Source organism: Variovorax sp. SRS16, assembly GCF_901827165.1.
Classification (GTDB): domain Bacteria; phylum Pseudomonadota; class Gammaproteobacteria; order Burkholderiales; family Burkholderiaceae_C; genus Variovorax.
On record NZ_LR594666.1, the window covers coordinates 2,818,769 to 2,834,026 of the forward strand.

At 67.6% G+C, this 15,258-nt stretch carries 12 protein-coding genes; 2 read left to right on the plus strand and 10 right to left on the minus strand.

The window, feature by feature from the left end; translation table 11 throughout:
• Positions 1–56: 56 nt before the first annotated feature.
• The 7 genes from E5P2_RS13715 to E5P2_RS13745 form a co-directional block, all read right to left on the minus strand.
• Complete coding sequence (locus E5P2_RS13715) at positions 57–1,952, minus strand: GMC family oxidoreductase (RefSeq protein WP_232080694.1); 1,896 nt, start codon at positions 1,950–1,952, stop codon at positions 57–59.
• On the minus strand, positions 1,949–4,474 hold the full coding sequence (locus E5P2_RS13720) for a hypothetical protein (protein WP_162567697.1): 2,526 nt from the start codon (positions 4,472–4,474) through the stop codon (positions 1,949–1,951). The genes E5P2_RS13715 and E5P2_RS13720 overlap by 4 nt, the downstream gene beginning before the upstream one ends.
• A gap of 92 nt (positions 4,475–4,566) precedes the next feature.
• Positions 4,567–4,779 carry a hypothetical protein gene (locus E5P2_RS13725; RefSeq protein ID WP_232080695.1) on the minus strand — a complete coding sequence of 71 codons (213 nt, stop codon included), beginning with the start codon at positions 4,777–4,779 and terminating at the stop codon, positions 4,567–4,569.
• Positions 4,776–6,014 (minus strand): O-succinylhomoserine sulfhydrylase, encoded by a 1,239-nt coding sequence (locus E5P2_RS13730; protein ID WP_162570486.1) that lies wholly within the window; start codon positions 6,012–6,014, stop codon positions 4,776–4,778. Before E5P2_RS13730 ends, E5P2_RS13725 begins: the two co-directional genes overlap by 4 nt.
• A 19-nt stretch (positions 6,015–6,033) precedes the next feature.
• Positions 6,034–7,278, minus strand: a complete 1,245-nt coding sequence (locus tag E5P2_RS13735) for an MFS transporter (protein WP_162567699.1) — start codon at positions 7,276–7,278, stop codon at positions 6,034–6,036.
• A gap of 2 nt (positions 7,279–7,280) precedes the next feature.
• Positions 7,281–8,006 (minus strand): TenA family transcriptional regulator, encoded by a 726-nt coding sequence (locus E5P2_RS13740; protein WP_162567700.1) that lies wholly within the window; start codon positions 8,004–8,006, stop codon positions 7,281–7,283.
• Positions 7,999–8,592 carry a GNAT family N-acetyltransferase gene (locus E5P2_RS13745; protein ID WP_162567701.1) on the minus strand — a complete coding sequence of 198 codons (594 nt, stop codon included), beginning with the start codon at positions 8,590–8,592 and terminating at the stop codon, positions 7,999–8,001. The genes E5P2_RS13740 and E5P2_RS13745 overlap by 8 nt, the downstream gene beginning before the upstream one ends.
• Positions 8,593–8,821: 229 nt before the next feature.
• Between E5P2_RS13745 and E5P2_RS13750 the strand changes: the two genes are divergently transcribed.
• Positions 8,822–9,799 (plus strand): GlxA family transcriptional regulator, encoded by a 978-nt coding sequence (locus E5P2_RS13750; protein ID WP_162567702.1) that lies wholly within the window; start codon positions 8,822–8,824, stop codon positions 9,797–9,799.
• 22 nt (positions 9,800–9,821) lie between these two features.
• On the opposite strand, the gene E5P2_RS13755 is transcribed toward E5P2_RS13750, so the two are convergent.
• From E5P2_RS13755 to E5P2_RS13765, 3 genes are all read right to left on the minus strand, one after another.
• On the minus strand, positions 9,822–11,435 hold the full coding sequence (locus E5P2_RS13755; protein WP_162567703.1) for an MFS transporter: 1,614 nt from the start codon (positions 11,433–11,435) through the stop codon (positions 9,822–9,824).
• A 65-nt stretch (positions 11,436–11,500) separates the two neighbouring features.
• The gene (locus E5P2_RS13760) at positions 11,501–12,856 is read right to left on the minus strand and encodes an MFS transporter (RefSeq protein WP_162570487.1); all 1,356 of its coding nucleotides are present in this window, start codon (positions 12,854–12,856) and stop codon (positions 11,501–11,503) included.
• 65 nt (positions 12,857–12,921) lie between these two features.
• Entirely contained in the window at positions 12,922–14,139 is a 1,218-nt protein-coding gene (locus E5P2_RS13765; RefSeq protein WP_162567704.1) for a multidrug effflux MFS transporter, read from the minus strand.
• A 93-nt stretch (positions 14,140–14,232) separates the two neighbouring features.
• Between E5P2_RS13765 and E5P2_RS13770 the strand changes: the two genes are divergently transcribed.
• Positions 14,233–15,165, plus strand: coding sequence for a LysR family transcriptional regulator (locus tag E5P2_RS13770; RefSeq protein ID WP_162567705.1), 933 nt, complete (start codon positions 14,233–14,235; stop codon positions 15,163–15,165).
• The last annotated feature ends 93 nt before the right edge of the window (positions 15,166–15,258 follow it).

Below are 15,258 nucleotides of genomic sequence, written 5' to 3' on the forward strand. Positions count from 1 at the left end.
TTCTCCTCTGGTGAAACCTCGTTGCCGGCAAAGTGTCTGCCCCTGGCAAGGGGGCGTCAATTTGCCGAAAGTGGTGTCTGCGACGCTGTGTGCAGCAAGGCATCGGCGGCCTTCTCGGCCACCATGTAGATCGCACCGGCGACGAAGAATCCGGGAATGCGCGGAAATACCGAGGCATCGACGACGCGCAGCCGCGGCACGCCGTGCACGGTGAAGACGCTGTCGAGCACGCCGCCCTGCCCTGGCGGCCCGATCGGGCACGAGCACGAGGCGTGATGCCCCCAGGCCGTGTGGCGTACATAGTCGGCCAGCGCCTCGTCGCTCTGCACCTCGGCACCCGGCGCGAGTTCCTCGGCGATCCAGCCGCCGGCGATCAGCGGCGCCGTCATGACGCGCACCTGGCGGATTGCCTGCACCACGGCGCGCAGGTCCTCGCCGGCCTGGTCGTCGCCCTCCTCGAAGTAGTGGAAGTCGACCCGCGGCATGTCGCGCGGATCGGCCGAGCGCAGGCGCACGGTGCCGGCGCGGTTGCGCGTGTGGGCCTTCAGCACGGCCCAGGTCATCTGGTCGGCCTGGTCGCGGATGCGCGCCGAGAAGCCGGGGAAATAGCCTTCGAAGCGCGCCAGCAGCGCCATGCAGAAGAGGTCCGGATCGTGCCCCTGCTGCTGCGCGCCGTCGGAGCGGCTGACCACGCCGAGCGCGGCGCCGTTCGATGCGTACATGCCCTCGCGCTCCAGCTGCCATCGGCGCCAGAGCGTGTCGTCGCGATCGAAGCGGGCGCCCTTCAGCACCCGCCAGGGCTCGCGCATGCGGTGCGTCACGGCGACCTCGTAGCGGTCCTGCAGGTTGCGGCCGACACCCGGCAGGTCGGCGCGCAATGCGATGCCATGCGCCTGCAATTCCGCGGCCGCACCGATGCCGGACAGCATCAGCAACTGCGGCGTGTTGAACGCGCCGCCGCACAGCACGACCTCGCGCCGCGCGCGTGCCGTGCACCGATCGCCCGGCTTCTCGCTGGGCACGGCATGGGCCTTGTAGAGGTGCGCGCCTTTCAGGTATTCGACACCGCAGGCCGCGCCGTCGGCATCGAAGAGCACGCGCGTCGCCAACGCATTGAGTTCGATCTGCAGCCGGCCCGGATGCGCCGCGGCCACTGCCAGCAGGCGCTCCCGCACGCCGGTGCGCTGGTGCGAGGACGTGGCGAGCGGCGTGTAGCACAGGCCCTCGAAGCTGCCGGGCCGAAAGTGCCGCGCATTGGGATCGCCGAGCCCGCCGCGCACCCAGCGCAAGGCGCTGCGCAGCGGCGCGGGCAGGCCGCGCGTGAAGGCGCCGGCACTGTCGATCAGCAGACGCAGCAGGCCCTCGTCGCCCAGCACGGACAGCGGCATGGCCTTCTCGGTGCGCAGCCAGCCGTTCCAGCCGTGACCGGTGGGATCGAGTCCGACATGGCGCAGCAGACGCCACAGCGGCCGATGCCGGCAGTCCTCGACGCGATGCGCATAGCGGCGCAGCTGCGAAGCCGCCCACGAACGGTCGCCGGTGAGCTGCGCGATGTGGTCCCAATCGCTGTCGTGCGGCAGCATGAAGATCATCGCGTTGTGCGAGGTGCAGCCGCCCAGCGTCGCGGCCCGCGGGTACAGCACGCCCTGCCCCGCCTGGTATTTCCAATCCTTGGACTGCTGCGCCTCGTCGGCGTAGTGGCGGACATGGAAGTCCCAGCGCATCGCCGCGTCCTCGCAGGCGAAGGGATGAAAGGCCGGCACGTCGTAGTCGTCGGGCAGGCGCCCGCCGCCGGCGCGCGGATCGCCGCCGGCCTCGAGCAGCAGCACCCGCATGCCCGATTCGACCAGCCGCGCCGCCAGCGTGCCGCCGCCCGCGCCCGAGCCGACGATCACGTAGTCCCACCGGGGCGCGTCGGCGCCGGCCATCGGTGCGTCGGAGGTCGAGGTCAAAAGGTCTTGAGGAAGGCGATCAGCGCGCGCTTGTCGTCGTCGCTCAGCTCCGGCTCGCGGCCGAAGGCCTTTTCGTCGGCGCTCAGATCCTCCTGCCGGTTGAACTGCGCGGTGCCGAAGTAGTGCCCGCGGTTGACCACCAGGTCGGGGCACTTGCTGAGCTTCAGCATCGGCTCCTTGAGCGACGCGAAATGCTGGCGCAGCTCGGCGTCGGTGGCATTGGCCGGCGCGCTGGCGAGCGCGAGCTTGAGCTTGAGCAGCAGGTCGCCCGCGTCGCGCACCTGCTGGGCCTTGTCGCCGAGATCGTCGCTTTCGGCGCGCAGCTTGAGATTGGCGAGCAGGCCGATCGGCACGCCCTGCGGAATCGGGCCGAGCGTGACATCGTCGCCGCGGCCGACCAGCCATGGCAACCAGCGATGCAGCGCGCCCTGCAGCGGCTGCAGCGGTTCGGGCAGGAAGCCGGGCGCGATGATGATCGCGCTGCGCTCGGTCGTGCGGTCAATGGTGCCGCCGACCTTGTCGCCCAGCACCGCGTCCTGCTCGCGCTTCTCGGGCCACAGCATCTGCGTGATCGCATCGTCGAACACCTTCATGCGGGATTCGACCGAGGGATTGCCGTCGAACTTGCCGACCGTGTTGTTGAGCAGGAAAGGCGCGGTCGACCACAGGCTGATGAGCGAAGGCACGCGCGTGTAGCCGCGCCCGCCGGCCGGCATGACGTAGGACCGCGGCGCACCGGTGAACGGATCGCTCAGCGTGACGGTGCCGACCGACGGCAGGCTCTTGTAGGTGTCGGATGAGAAGTTGTCCCAGATGTTGCCGGCCAGCGCATTGGTCGCGAGCGGGCTGCAGATGTTGGTGCGCAGCAGCGTCACGGGGATGCGTGCGTCGCTCGACAGGTAGTTGCCTTGCAGGAAGTCCGGCGCCTGCACGATCTTGCGCATCTGGGCCTTGAATTCATCGGTCTGCGTCCAGCCCCAGTAGCGCTTGAAACAGTCGACGTAGCCGGGACCGGCGCACTTCTCGGGACGCAGGTCGAGCGCCTGCGGCGGCGGCGGGCCCTTGCTCGAATGACAGCGTGCGCAGGTGTCGGCGAAGACCACCTTGCCGCGGTCGAGCGCGGCCGAGTCCGCATTCAGGTACTTGCTGCCGCCGGGCGCATCCTTCAATCGATCGGGCTGGGCGGCCTTCAGGAAGAACAGCGCGGTGTCGGGCGTGCCGGCTTCGGTCGCCTGCCAGTAGACCGAGTTTTTCTGCGCCGACGCGATCTTGATCGGCGTGATGGTCTTGCCCCCGATCACCGGATTGAAATGCAGCAGCCACTCCTCGCTGAAGAGGCCGATGTTCAGGTAGACGCGGTTGAGCGCGCCCAGCAGGCCGACCGAATCGGCGCCGTCCTTCAGCACATGGGGCGTGTGGACTGTGCCGTCGGCCTTGGAGAAGAATTCGAGCAGCGGCCCGCTGGTGAGATAGTCGTTGAACTGCTTGTTGTCGAGCTCGCCGCCGCCCAGTTTCTCCTGGCCGATCCGCTTGGCCATGCCCATGCGGCCGACGAACTCGTAGACCGCGTTCATGGTGCGCGGATTGTTGATGCTGTCGGTGGAGACCAGCGAGGTGTCCATGGTGCCCGGCCGGTAGGTGTGGGCGAGCTGGTACATGTAGTTCCGGCGGCCTTCGGGCTTGTTCGAATTGAAGATGAAGAGCCGGTCGACCCACATGTATTGCGCGCCCACCGACGAGCTGAGGTTGGCGAACTTCGGGTTCGCGGGATCGGCCGGCGGATTCACCGGACTCGGCCCCAGGTGGCAGAAGCCGCAGGACATGCCGACGCGGTAGGGACGCACCAGGTCCTTGCGGTTGTAGTAGCTGGGGTCGGTGTAGTACCTGTCGGCGTCCCAGGCCTTGGCCGCCTTCGCGTCGAAGTCCGGATTGGGAAAGAGGCGCAGGCCGGCAATGCCCGTGCCCCAGCCGTAGAAGGATCCGATGGGCTGCGTGGTGCCGTCGCCCAGGGGCTTGCCGCGCGAGCCGATTGCGACGCCGGGGTACTTGCCTTCGTTCTCGAAGGGATCGGCCGGGCAGTTCTTGCTGCGCACGTCCAGCCAGAGGCCACGGCGCGCCTTGTCGGGGCCGGTCGACTTCTCGAAGCAAGGCTCGTTCACGAGGCCGAAATAGTCCCAGCGGTTGGTCCTCGAATAGCCGAGGCTCGGGTGCGAGCTGATGATCTTCAGCAGGTCGAAGGCGCCGAAGGTGTAGTCGGTCATCTGGTTCCAGAAGCGGTCGTTGCCGCCGCTCCAGACCAGCCACATGTTGCGGCCCCTGATCTCTTCCTGCGTGAGTGCCACGCCGCCATCCATGTCGTGGAAGTAGTCCTCCGAGGCCTGCGTGAACGACGCCGCGTCGCGGCCGGCCAGCTTGGCCTCGTCGAGCACTTCGCCGGGCTGCTGCGCGCTGGAACCCACCGCGAAGATCATGCATGCGAGAAGCGGCAACAGCCTTGCCGCGCGCCAGCCACCTTGGGTCATTGCCATTCCTCCGGGATCGACCGCCCGGGTGAACGGTCCATCGACGCGCAGTGTGGATGGCGGCCGGCACTTTTGGCTATCGGCCATGCGCGCTAACGCGAAGGGCGTAGGCCAATCCCGCAGACGCCGCGAAACAGCGCCTCGTCGACCTGCAGCGAGCCGACGGCGAGCGGGTCGACCCGCGTCTGGGCAAGGACGAACAGCATCAACGCGATGCCGCAGATCCCGAGGGCCATCCTCCGCGACGAATGCCCGATGGCTGCGATCATCGGCGCGGCGACGCAGGCGAAGAACAGCAGCTTCAATGCGGTCTGCATGGCGCGTGCGCTGTGGAGAGATCGTCGGCCGCGCGTGCCGCGGCATCGAAGTCCGGCAGCGTGGACAGTGCCTGGTCGAGGTCCGCCAGCAGGTCGTCCTGGTGCTCCAGGCCAACCGACAGGCGCACCAGCCCACTGGTGATGCCGCAGAGCTGGCGTTCTTCGGGGGTGAGCCTGCCATGCGTGGTCGTGGCCGGATGCGTCACCATGCTGCGCGTATCGCCCATGTTGGTTGCGATCGACACCAGCCGCAGCGCATCGATCAGCTGCCATGCAGCTTCGCGGCCACCGGCGATCTCGAAGCCCAGCACCCCGCCGCAACCCGTCTGCTGACGTTGCACGAGGGCGCGTTGCGCATGGCCCGGCAGGCCCGTGTAGTGCACCTTGGCGACCTTCGGATGGGTTGCCAGCCAGCAGGCCAGCCGACCGGCCGTCTGGTTGATCGCATGCACGCGCAGTGCGAGCGTCTCGATGCTCTTGAGCAGCAACCACGCGTTCATCGGGCCGAGGCTGGATCCGAGCGTGCGCAGCACGCCGCGCAGTTCGCCCATCAGCCGCTCGCTGCCCAGCGCCGCGCCGCCGATCGACCGCCCCTGCCCGTCGATGTACTTGCCGGCGGAGTGAACGACGATATCGGCACCGAAGCGCAGCGGCTTCTGGCAGACCGGGGTCAGCATCGTGTTGTCTACGACGACCCATGCGCCGGCCGCATGCGCGATGGCGGCGATCGCGCCGATGTCGGCGACCTGCTGCAACGGGTTGGAGGGCGTTTCGAGAAACACGAGCCGCGTGCGCTCGTCGATGGCGGAATGCCAGCTGTGCAACTGCGTCAGGCCGACGGCACGCAGCTCGATGCCGAGCTTGCCGAAGTAGCGGCGAAAGGCGGTCAGCGTGGTGCCGAACACGTCGCGCGAACAGACCACGTTGCTGCCCGCCGCCAGGCAGGCATGCGCGATGGCCACGATGGCCGCCATGCCAGACGCGAAGGCGGCGCAGTCTTCGGCCTCCTCCAGCGAGGCGAGCCGTTGCTCGAAAGCGCGGACCGTGGGATTCGTGAAGCGCGAATACACGTTGCCAGGCACCGCGCCGCTGAACTTGCCCGCAGCATCGGCGGCGGACGCGAACACGTAGGAGGAAGTGAGTGCAATGGGTTCGCAATGGGCATCGGACAGATCCTGATGCTGTCCGACGTGAACGGCGCGGGTTGCGTCGCGGGCCTGCATCAGCGGCTGCCCCTGCGCATCAAGCACTTGCAACGAGCGCCGTGTCGCGCCCCAGGTCTCGCGACGGATGGCGCAGGCCGATCCAGCTGGCGATCGCGGCGAGGACGGTCAGGCTCGCCAACAGCATGATGGAGAGCCGGTAGCTGCCGGTGAGGTCATAGCACCAGGCACCGAATTGCACCGACGCGAATGCGCCGAGCTGATGCACCAGGAACAGCACCCCGAACACCCGGCCCTTGACCTGCGGGCCGTAGCGCTCGAAGCAATACATGGAGGTCAGCACCACCGTGCCGAGATAGCTCGCGCCGAAGACGGCGGCGAAACCCACGGTGTGGACAACGGGCACGCCACTCAGAAGCATGAGCATCGCCAGCGAACGCAAGGCATAGAAGGCGCCGAGCAGCATGCGTTTGCTGCAGCGCATCGCCAGCCAGCCGGTGGCAAGACCACTGGCGAGCTCGAGCACGCCCAGCAGGCTCATGCTCAATCCCATCTGCGCGCGCGGCGTGCCGGCGTCCTGCCAGTAAGGCACGAGGTGCACGTCGATGAAGGCCATCGTGGCACCACAACCCAGGAACCCCAGGGCCAGCGCATAGAAGCCCGGATCCGAGCAGACTTGCCGCCATGCGCCCGACTCCGAGGTGGAACGGCGCTCCGGCTCCGCCAGACCCGATGCCGCGGCAGCTTTCGACGCCCACGCCACGAGCGCAGCGACCGGGCCCGCAAGCACGAGCCCTGTCACCAGGAAGGCTGTCGTCCAGTCGACTTTCGGCTGCAGCCAGATCCAGAACGGCGACAGCACGATGAAGCCGACCGCGGTCCCGTTGGTGACGATGGCATAGGCCAATCCCTTCTTCCTTTGTTCGAACAGACGATCGACCAGCATGCCCATCGGGACGTAGGTCATCGCCGCGAGCGCGAAGGCCGCCCCGATGCCATAGATCAGCACGAATGCCGTCAGCGATTGCGGCGCCAAGGCCATGCCGACGAGCGCGGCGCCACCGGCCAAGGCGCCGGCGAGCAATGTGCGCAGCGGTCCGGCACGATCGCAGAGCGCACCGCAGAGCGGCGACATCAGGCCCGTGACAAGCATGAACAACGAACCGGACCAGGCCAAATCGGCTCGCCCCGTGCCGAAGTGCACGGCGAGCTGGCTGAAGTAGACCTGGTAGACGCTCTTGATGCTGGTCGAAAGGAACATCACCAGAAAGCCGAGCGCCACCAGCCGGTAGACCATCGCGCGTTGAAGGGTCGGGGACTGCATGGTCAGACCGTCATCGCGCGCGCCGCAGGGCGGCAGAATTCGACGTGCATGTTCTCGTACATCGCATGGAAGAGCCGGCAGGTGTGGTCGACTGCATCGCGTGCCTCGTCCTGCATGGCGCGCGTCGTGCACAGCTCGGCCACCAGACTCAGTCCCTGCTCGACGTGCCCGACATCTTCCTGCTGATGCACGGAAAAGAACTGCAGGTCGAACGGGCTCAATCCGTAGGCCTTGGCAAGCAGCTCGTGACGCGGCTCGCCGGCACGCGTCTCGAGGTTCTGTCCCTCGCTCGCGATCATCACCGCGGCAGCGCCGACGTGATAGCGGCCCGGGTCCCTGACCGCAGCCAGCCGATATTCGATGAGTTCGCGGGTCGCCGGCAGTGGCTGCGCCGCCTCGCGCGCAGCATCGGAAACGCCGAGTGCGGCAATGAAGTTCTGCATCAGCGCAACGTGATTGCCCGTCCGGGAGAGGCGCCCGGTCTCTTCCTCGTAGACATTGATCAGAAGCGCGCGCTTGAACCTCGGCAGCGGGCAATGGAAGTACAGGTGTTCGACATAGCTCAAGAAGTGCTTGGTCAGCTGGTATCCCTGCAACGCCACCTTGCGCAACAACTCCAGGTTCGGTCGCCTGGGATCGAACAGCTCCAGGAAGATGGGATGCGAAAGCGTCAGGTGGGTTTGAAGCAGGTGCTTCAGTTCGCTCTTGAATGCCGTTCTTTCAAGCATGGAGGTTCTCCGTTTCATTGATCCAATGGGTGTGTTTGTCCAAGCCGAGGCGTGTGCGCAGGGATCCGACCGCCTGGACCATGAAATGGCCGCGATAGGTACGCCCATCGATGCGCGCATAGTCGTGCAGCACGCCGTAAGTAGAGAAGCCGAATCGCTTCCACAGCGCATGCGCGCGGCTGCCTTCCCGGACATCGAGAATCAGCTGCTCGATGCCGAGCGACTCGGCGCGCTTCACGAGTTGCTTCAGCGCCATCTCGACGAGTCGACGGCCCCGAAACGACGGATGCACGATCCCCTTGCAGATCTCGGCGCGATGGCGGCAGTTGTGCATTCCGTTCAATGCAAGCACCGCCATCATGGCGGGAACGCCACAGACGCGGCCCAGCAGGACATGCGCCTCGCCGGCTTCCACGCGGCGGCGCAGGTTGGCGACGAAGCTTGCCGCTTCGTCGGGTGTCAACGGCTCCGAATAGCCGAGTGTGCCGCCATCGTCGACCGCGCAATCGACCAGTGAAACGAGCGCCGCGGCGACCTCGTCATCGAACAGCGTGACCCAATGGGCAGTGACGTCGAGCTCGATCATGAAGCGACCGCGGCGCGGCCTGAGATGTGTGACATGCCCTGGAATTTAACGATTTGCGCCCATCGTTTCGAGCAAATAAGCGGATCAAAATAGCAAATATTCAGACATCCCGTTACCTCACTGCCTTTTCTCTTTCTATACTGGAAAAAAAGGGAGCGAACAAATGTTAGGCAAGAAACACGTCACAGGTACTTATGCGTTCTCATCCGATTTTGGAGGTCCGGGAACGTTGAGGAGAGTCTTCTTCCTCGTCGTTGCCAATGCGCACCTGCTCGATCTGGCAGGCCCGCTGCAGATCATTACGACACTGAAGGAACTCGGCATTGCGAGGGTGCCCGTGGAATGCGTCGGCCCGCGAACGACGCTGCGCACTTTCCAGAAAGTCATGCTGTCGGACATCGGCGCGCTGCCGCCGCGGCTCGCCGATGGCGACGTGCTGTTCGTGATCGGAAGCAAGCTCGACGAGACGCTGATGCAGTCGGCCCCGTGGGCCGAGGCCGTGGCCTGGTTGCGCAGCGTGAGGACCAGCGGGTCCCCGGCGCTGCAATTGTGCGGCGTGTGCACCGGCACCTTTCTGCTCGCGCAGGCCGGACTGCTCAGCGGCCGTGTCTGCACGACACACCATCGATTCGTGCGCAAGCTGCGCCATTGGTGTCCCGACGCGCATGTCGTCGACAACCGGGTGCTCGTTCGCGACCGCGACGTGTGGACCTCGGCCGGCGTGGCATCGGGCGTGGACCTGGCCCTGCACGTGGTCGCCCATGCCTACGGCGACGACGCTGCCGTCCAGGTGGCGCGCGAGAACGTGGTTCACTTCCGCCGTTTCGGCAGCGACCCCGAACTCAACGTGCCCTTTCGCTACCGGTCTCATGGCAACCAGCTCGTGCATTCGGTCCAGGATGCCATCGGCAAGGGTCTCGCATCGAACGACGGCTGCGAGATCCTGGCGCAGCGCTTCGGCTTGAGCGTGCGGCATCTCTCGCGCCTGTTCTCTGCCGAGACGGGCATCAGCATCAAGCGCTACCAGATCGAGATGCGCATGGAACTCGCGCGCCGCCTGCTGCTCGATTCCGGATTGACGCTGGAGAACGTGGTGGAGCGCTGCGGCTTCAGCAGCGTGCAGGCGTTCCGCGCGAACTGGAACAAGCGCGAGAAGCTTTCTCCTTCCCGGCTGCGGCAGGAGCCCGACAGCCATCTGCTGCGTTGATCGCCGCGCGCAGGGCCGGCGCTCAGCGAGATTCCGGCAAGCCCTGCTCGCCCTGCCCCGCCGCCGGCCGTTTCTCGATCAGCATCCACGCGCTCAGCGCGCTCAGAAGCGCCAGGCCGGCACCGAGCAGCATCACCCAGCGAAAACCGGCGACAAAGGACTCGGCGACGATCTTGCGCAACGCGGCCGCTGCCGCCGCATCGAGTCCCGCCGGCAATTCGGCACCCGCGAGCCTGCTTCGCTGGCCTTCCAGAAAGGCGCTGGCCTCGGTTGATGCGCCTGCCGCGTGCAGGCCATCGGCCAGCGCTGCGTCGAAGGCCCAGGCCATCACGACACCGAAGACCGCGATGGCCAGTACTGAGGCCGTGCGCGACACCGCGTTGTTGACGCCCGACGCAATGCCCGCGCGATCGGGCCCGACCGCATTCATCACCGTCGTCGTGAGCGGCGCGACCGTCACCGCCATGCCGAGGCCGAGCACCACCACCGCCGGAAAGAACGCCGTCCAGTAGCTGGCGCCGACACCCGGCACCGCGAACAGCGCGAAACCCGCCGCCGCGATGGCCGGCCCGATCACCAGCGGCAGGCGCGGCCCGAAGCGGTCGACCAGTTGCCCGGCCCAGCCCGACAGCGCGAACAGGATCAGGATGAAAGGCAGCAGCGCAGCGCCGGCCACGGTGGCCGAGTAGCCCTGCACCTGGATCAGGTTCAGAGGGAAGAAGTACAGGCTGCCGCCGAGCGCCGCATACAGCAGCAGCGTCAGCAGGTTGGCACCACCGAAATTGCCGATGCGCAACAGCGCCAGAGGCAACATCGGGGAACGCACGCGCAATTCGACCGCGACGAACGCCACGCTGCCCGCCACGCCTGCGATCAGCGCCGCAAGCACGGCCGGCGAGGTCCATCCTTGCGTGGGTGCCTCGATGAACGCGTAGACGATGCCTCCCAATGCGAGCGTCGCGAGGACCGCGCCCCAGAGGTCCAGCGCACCAGAGGCCGCCGGGCCGCCGCGGCTCTCGGGCACGTGGCGCCACGTGATCGCCAGCACCGCGATCGCCATCGGCACATTGATCAGGAATGCCCAGGCCCAGGAATAGTGATCGACCAGGTAGCCGCCGAGCACCGGCCCGATCGCCGCGGTGATGCCGCTGAATCCCGACCAGGTGCCGATCGCGCGCCCGCGCTCCTTTTCGGGGAACGAAGCGCTGATCAGCGCCAGGCTGCCCGGCACCAGCAAGGCGCCGCCGACGCCCTGCACTGCGCGCGCCGCGATCAGCTGCTGCACCGAGGCCGCGAGCGCGCAGCCGACGGAAGCCAGCGCGAAGATGCCGATGCCGAGGGCGAAGATCCGGCGCCGCCCGAAATGATCTCCCAGCGAACCGCCGACCAGGAGCAGCGCGGCGAGGAAGAGCGCATAGGACTCCACCACCCACTGCGCCTGGAAGGCCGTGGCATGCAGCGCATGCTGGATGGCGGGCAGCGCCACGTTGACCACCGTGCCGTCGATGAAGGCCATGCTCGATCCGAGAATGGCCGCGGTCAGCACCCAGGGCCTGGAGGCCGGCGGACAGGTGACGGCTTCGCAGCCGTGGCGGATCAGCGCGTCGTCTCCCGGTGGTTTGCCGATCTGGCTCATCGCCCCAGTATGGACGCCAACCCGCATCGCCCGCAACGCCTGTCGGCACAGCGGCCGAGCACGGTTCAGGCGTGCCGTGCGGCCGGCGCGCGCGTACGCAGCGTGCTGAACACTGCGGCCACGGCCGCACAGCAGGCAGCCAGCCCGAGCGCCACCACCGGCCCCTTGCCTTCGCTGGGATGCCAGAAGCTGAAGATGCAGGCGATCATCACCGCGCCGAGCGTCTGCCCCGTGAGTCGCGCGGTACCGAGCATGCCGCTCGCCGCGCCGCTGCGATGCGGCGGCGGCGAGCTCACGATGGTGTGGTTGTTGGGCGACTGGAACAGGCCGAAGCCCAGGCCGCACAACACCATGCGCCAGACGATGTCGAGGTCGCTCGGATGCGCCGGCAGCGCCGCGAGCAGCGTCAGGCCGGTGGCCAGCATCGCCAGCCCGACGCCGCCCAGCAGGCCGTCGGGATAGCGCCCGATCAGGCGGCCCGCGATCGGCGCCATCACCACGATCGCCAGCGGCCATGCGGTGATCAGCAGGCCGGCCGCGAAGTGCGAGCGCCCGTAGGTCTCGAGCAGCAGGAAAGGCAACGCGATGAAAGACAGCATCTGCGCACAGAACGCGCCGACCGAGGTGCCCATCGAGAGCGCGAACACCGGGATGCGCAGCAGGTCGACCGGAAACAGCGGCAATGCGAGCCGGCTCTGGCGCCGCAGGTAGAAGAAGCCGACCGCCACGCCCGCGAGCAGCAGCGCCCACGCCAGCGCATCGCCGCCACTCTGGGCCGACGCGCTGTGCACGCCCAGCCGGTCGGCGCCGACGAAGATCAGCGAGAACATCAGCATGTTGAGCACCACGTCGGTGACCGAGAAACGCGAGCCCGCCGCGGCGGCCACGCGATTGACGGGCAGCGAACGCCAGCCCAGCACCATCACCAGCGCGCCCAGCGGCACATTGACCGCGAACAGCCACGGCCACGAGGCCACCGACAGGATCGAGGCCGCCACCGACGGCCCGGCCACCGAGGCCGTCGCCACCACCATCGAATTGATCGCCATGCCGCGCCCGAGCTGCGAGGACGGATAGATCAGCCGCACCATCGCCGCGTTGACGCTCATGATGCCGGCCGCGCCCAGGCCCTGGATCGCGCGCGCCGCGATCAGCGTGCCGAGCGAATCCGCCAGCGTGGCGCCGAGCGACGACAGCGTGAAGAGCGCCATGCCCACCAGGTACACGCGCCGATAGCCCATCAGGTCGCCGAGCGAGGCCAGCGGCAGCAGCATGACCAGCGTGGCGATCTGGTAGGCGTTGACGACCCAGATCGAGTGCGAGGCGTCCGCATGGAGCTCGTGCGCGATGCCAGGCAGCGCGAGGTTGACGATGGTGCCGTCGAGCACCGCGATCGCGATACCCAGGATGATCACCAGCATCGCGTGCCAGCGCTGCGGCAGCGGCAAGCCGTCGGTCGGCGGGCCCAATGCCGGCTTCACCGGCTTCACCGGCTCGCCTCCGCGGCCCGGCGTGCGGCCGTTCGCGGACCACCCAGCGTGAGCCAGACCAGGAGCACCGAGATCAGCGCACCGGCCGTCATGCCCGCCACCATCGGCAGCGGGCGGCCATCGGTGAAGAGGCCGACCACCGCCATCACCAGCGCGCCCGTCAGCATCTGCAGCGTGCCGAGCAGCGCCGACGCCGTGCCCGCGATGGCACCGTGCTGTTCCAGGGCCAGCACCGACGTGGTCGGAATGACGAAGCCCATGAACGCGCTGGCGATGAAGTACAGCACGATCAGCACCTCCAGCTGGTCGCCGCCGCTGGCGAAATAGCCGAACATCGCCAGCATCACCAGGCCGCAGGCGCCGACGCTGAACTTGACCAGCCGCACCAGGCCGAAGCGCTCGCCCAAGGCGCCGTTGAACTGCGAGGCACCGATGAAGGCCGCGGCGTTGACGCCGAAGGCCACGCTGTAGAGCGTCGGCGACAGGCCGTAGTGGTCGATCATCACGAAGGACGAATTCGCCAGGTAGGTGAAGAAGCCGGCCATCGCGAAGGCGCCGATGAACACCAGGCCGAGGTAGTGCCCATCGCGCAGCAGCAGGCCGTAGGCCCTGGCCGCGCTGCCGAGGCTGCTTTCGACCCGCTCCTGCGCCGGCCGCGTCTCCTTCAGGAAGGCGCCGGTCGCCAGCAGGCCCGCGCCTGCGGCCAGGGTCACCGCCCAGAACACGCCGCGCCATCCGGTGAAGGCGATCACCGCGCTGCCGACCAGCGGCGCCAGGATCGGCGAGACGCTGAACACCAGCATCAGCAGCGACATCAGCCGCGCCGCGTCGTTGCCGGTGTGGAGGTCGCGCACCACCGCGCGCGGGATCGCCATGCCGGCGGCCGCGCCCAGGCCCTGCACGAAGCGCAGCGCGATCAGCATGTGGATGTCGGTCGCCAGCGCGCAGCCGACGCTGGCCAGCGCGAACAGCCCGAGCCCGAAATACAGCGGCGGCTTGCGCCCCACCATGTCCGACACCGGACCGTAGAGCAGCTGGCCCACGCCGAGCGAGAGGAAGAAGGCCGTCAGGCTCATCTGCACCGGACCGATCGCCGCACCGAGGCTGCTGCCGATCTCCGGCAGCGCCGGCAGATACATGTCGATCGCGAACGGCCCGACGGCCGACAACAGGCCCAGCACGAGCGCGATCCTGAAGAAACGCGAGGAAGTCATGCCCCGATTGTCGCCAACGAGGCAATGGACGTTGCGCAGCGCAGGACGGGTCGCTGTGCTAGGCGGATCCACGCGCCGGCTACAGTTCGTCCCATGCCGATGCATTTTGATCTGGTCGACCTGCAGCTGATCGTCCACATTGCCGAAACCGGCAGCCTCACGAAGGGCGCCCAGGCCCTGCACATCTCCGTTCCAGCCGCCAGCACGCGGATCAAGAACCTGGAGGAGAGCTTCGGCGTCAAGCTGTTCTACCGCACCAGCCAGGGCGTGACGCTCACGCCGCCCGGCGATGCGCTGGTGCACCACGCCAGGCTGCTGCGCGGCCAGGTCGACCATCTGCGCGGCGACATGCTGGAGTATGCAAAGGGCGTGAAAGGGCACCTGCGGGTCTTCGCCAACACCACCGCCATGGAGTTCCTGCCGGCGGTGCTGCGCACCTACCTGCACACCCATCCCGACATCAACATCGACCTCAAGGAACACCTGAGCCACGACGTGGTCAAGGCGGTGGGCGAAGGCCAGACCGACATCGGCATCGTCGCCGGCGACGTGCGCACGGAAAAGCTGCATGTGATCCCCTTTCGCATCGACCGGCTCGTGCTGGTCGTGCCGGCCGGCCATGCGCTGGCGGATTCGCAGGGCGTGTACTTCGAGGAGACGCTGGAGCTGCAGCACATCGGCCTGCACGAGGGCGCGGCCATCCACGGCTTCCTGCGGCGGATCTGCGAAGCGCTCAACCGCCCTTTTCCGCTGCGCATCCAGGTCGGCAACTTCGAATCGGCCTGCCGGATGATCGAGGCGGCCACCGGCGTCGGCGTGATGCCGCACGCGGTGGCGATGCGCCATGCCCAGCGGCTCGACATCCGCACGGTGCCGCTGCGGGACGAATGGGCGCTGCGCGAACTGAAGATCTGCGTGCGCAGCCTCGCCTCGCTGCCCGCCTTCGCGCGCGACCTGATGGACCTGCTGGCGGCTGACGCCGCGACCGCGCGCGACGACGGCGAAGCGCCTCCACTCCGGCGTTGAGCGCGGCCGCGATCGCGCCATTTCCTGCCAGCGCGAGACAGCGGCTCGCCAGATCCGGACAACTCTTTGCGGCGCGGCGGCCTAGATTCGCCA

Excerpts from the sequence above, each read along its gene's own strand:
- E5P2_RS13720 (WP_162567697.1), bottom strand. The coding sequence starts at position 4,474 with ATGACCCAAGGTGGCTGGCGCGCGGCAAGGCTGTTGCCGCTTCTCGCA.
- E5P2_RS13730 (WP_162570486.1), bottom strand. The coding sequence starts at position 6,014 with ATGCAGGCCCGCGACGCAACCCGCGCCGTTCACGTCGGACAGCATCAG.
- E5P2_RS13735 (WP_162567699.1), bottom strand. The coding sequence starts at position 7,278 with ATGCAGTCCCCGACCCTTCAACGCGCGATGGTCTACCGGCTGGTGGCG.
- E5P2_RS13740 (WP_162567700.1), bottom strand. The coding sequence starts at position 8,006 with ATGCTTGAAAGAACGGCATTCAAGAGCGAACTGAAGCACCTGCTTCAA.
- E5P2_RS13745 (WP_162567701.1), bottom strand. The coding sequence starts at position 8,592 with ATGATCGAGCTCGACGTCACTGCCCATTGGGTCACGCTGTTCGATGAC.
- E5P2_RS13755 (WP_162567703.1), bottom strand. The coding sequence starts at position 11,435 with ATGAGCCAGATCGGCAAACCACCGGGAGACGACGCGCTGATCCGCCAC.
- E5P2_RS13760 (WP_162570487.1), bottom strand. The coding sequence starts at position 12,856 with ATGCTGGTGATCATCCTGGGTATCGCGATCGCGGTGCTCGACGGCACC.
- E5P2_RS13765 (WP_162567704.1), bottom strand. The coding sequence starts at position 14,139 with ATGACTTCCTCGCGTTTCTTCAGGATCGCGCTCGTGCTGGGCCTGTTG.
- E5P2_RS13770 (WP_162567705.1), top strand. The coding sequence starts at position 14,233 with ATGCCGATGCATTTTGATCTGGTCGACCTGCAGCTGATCGTCCACATT.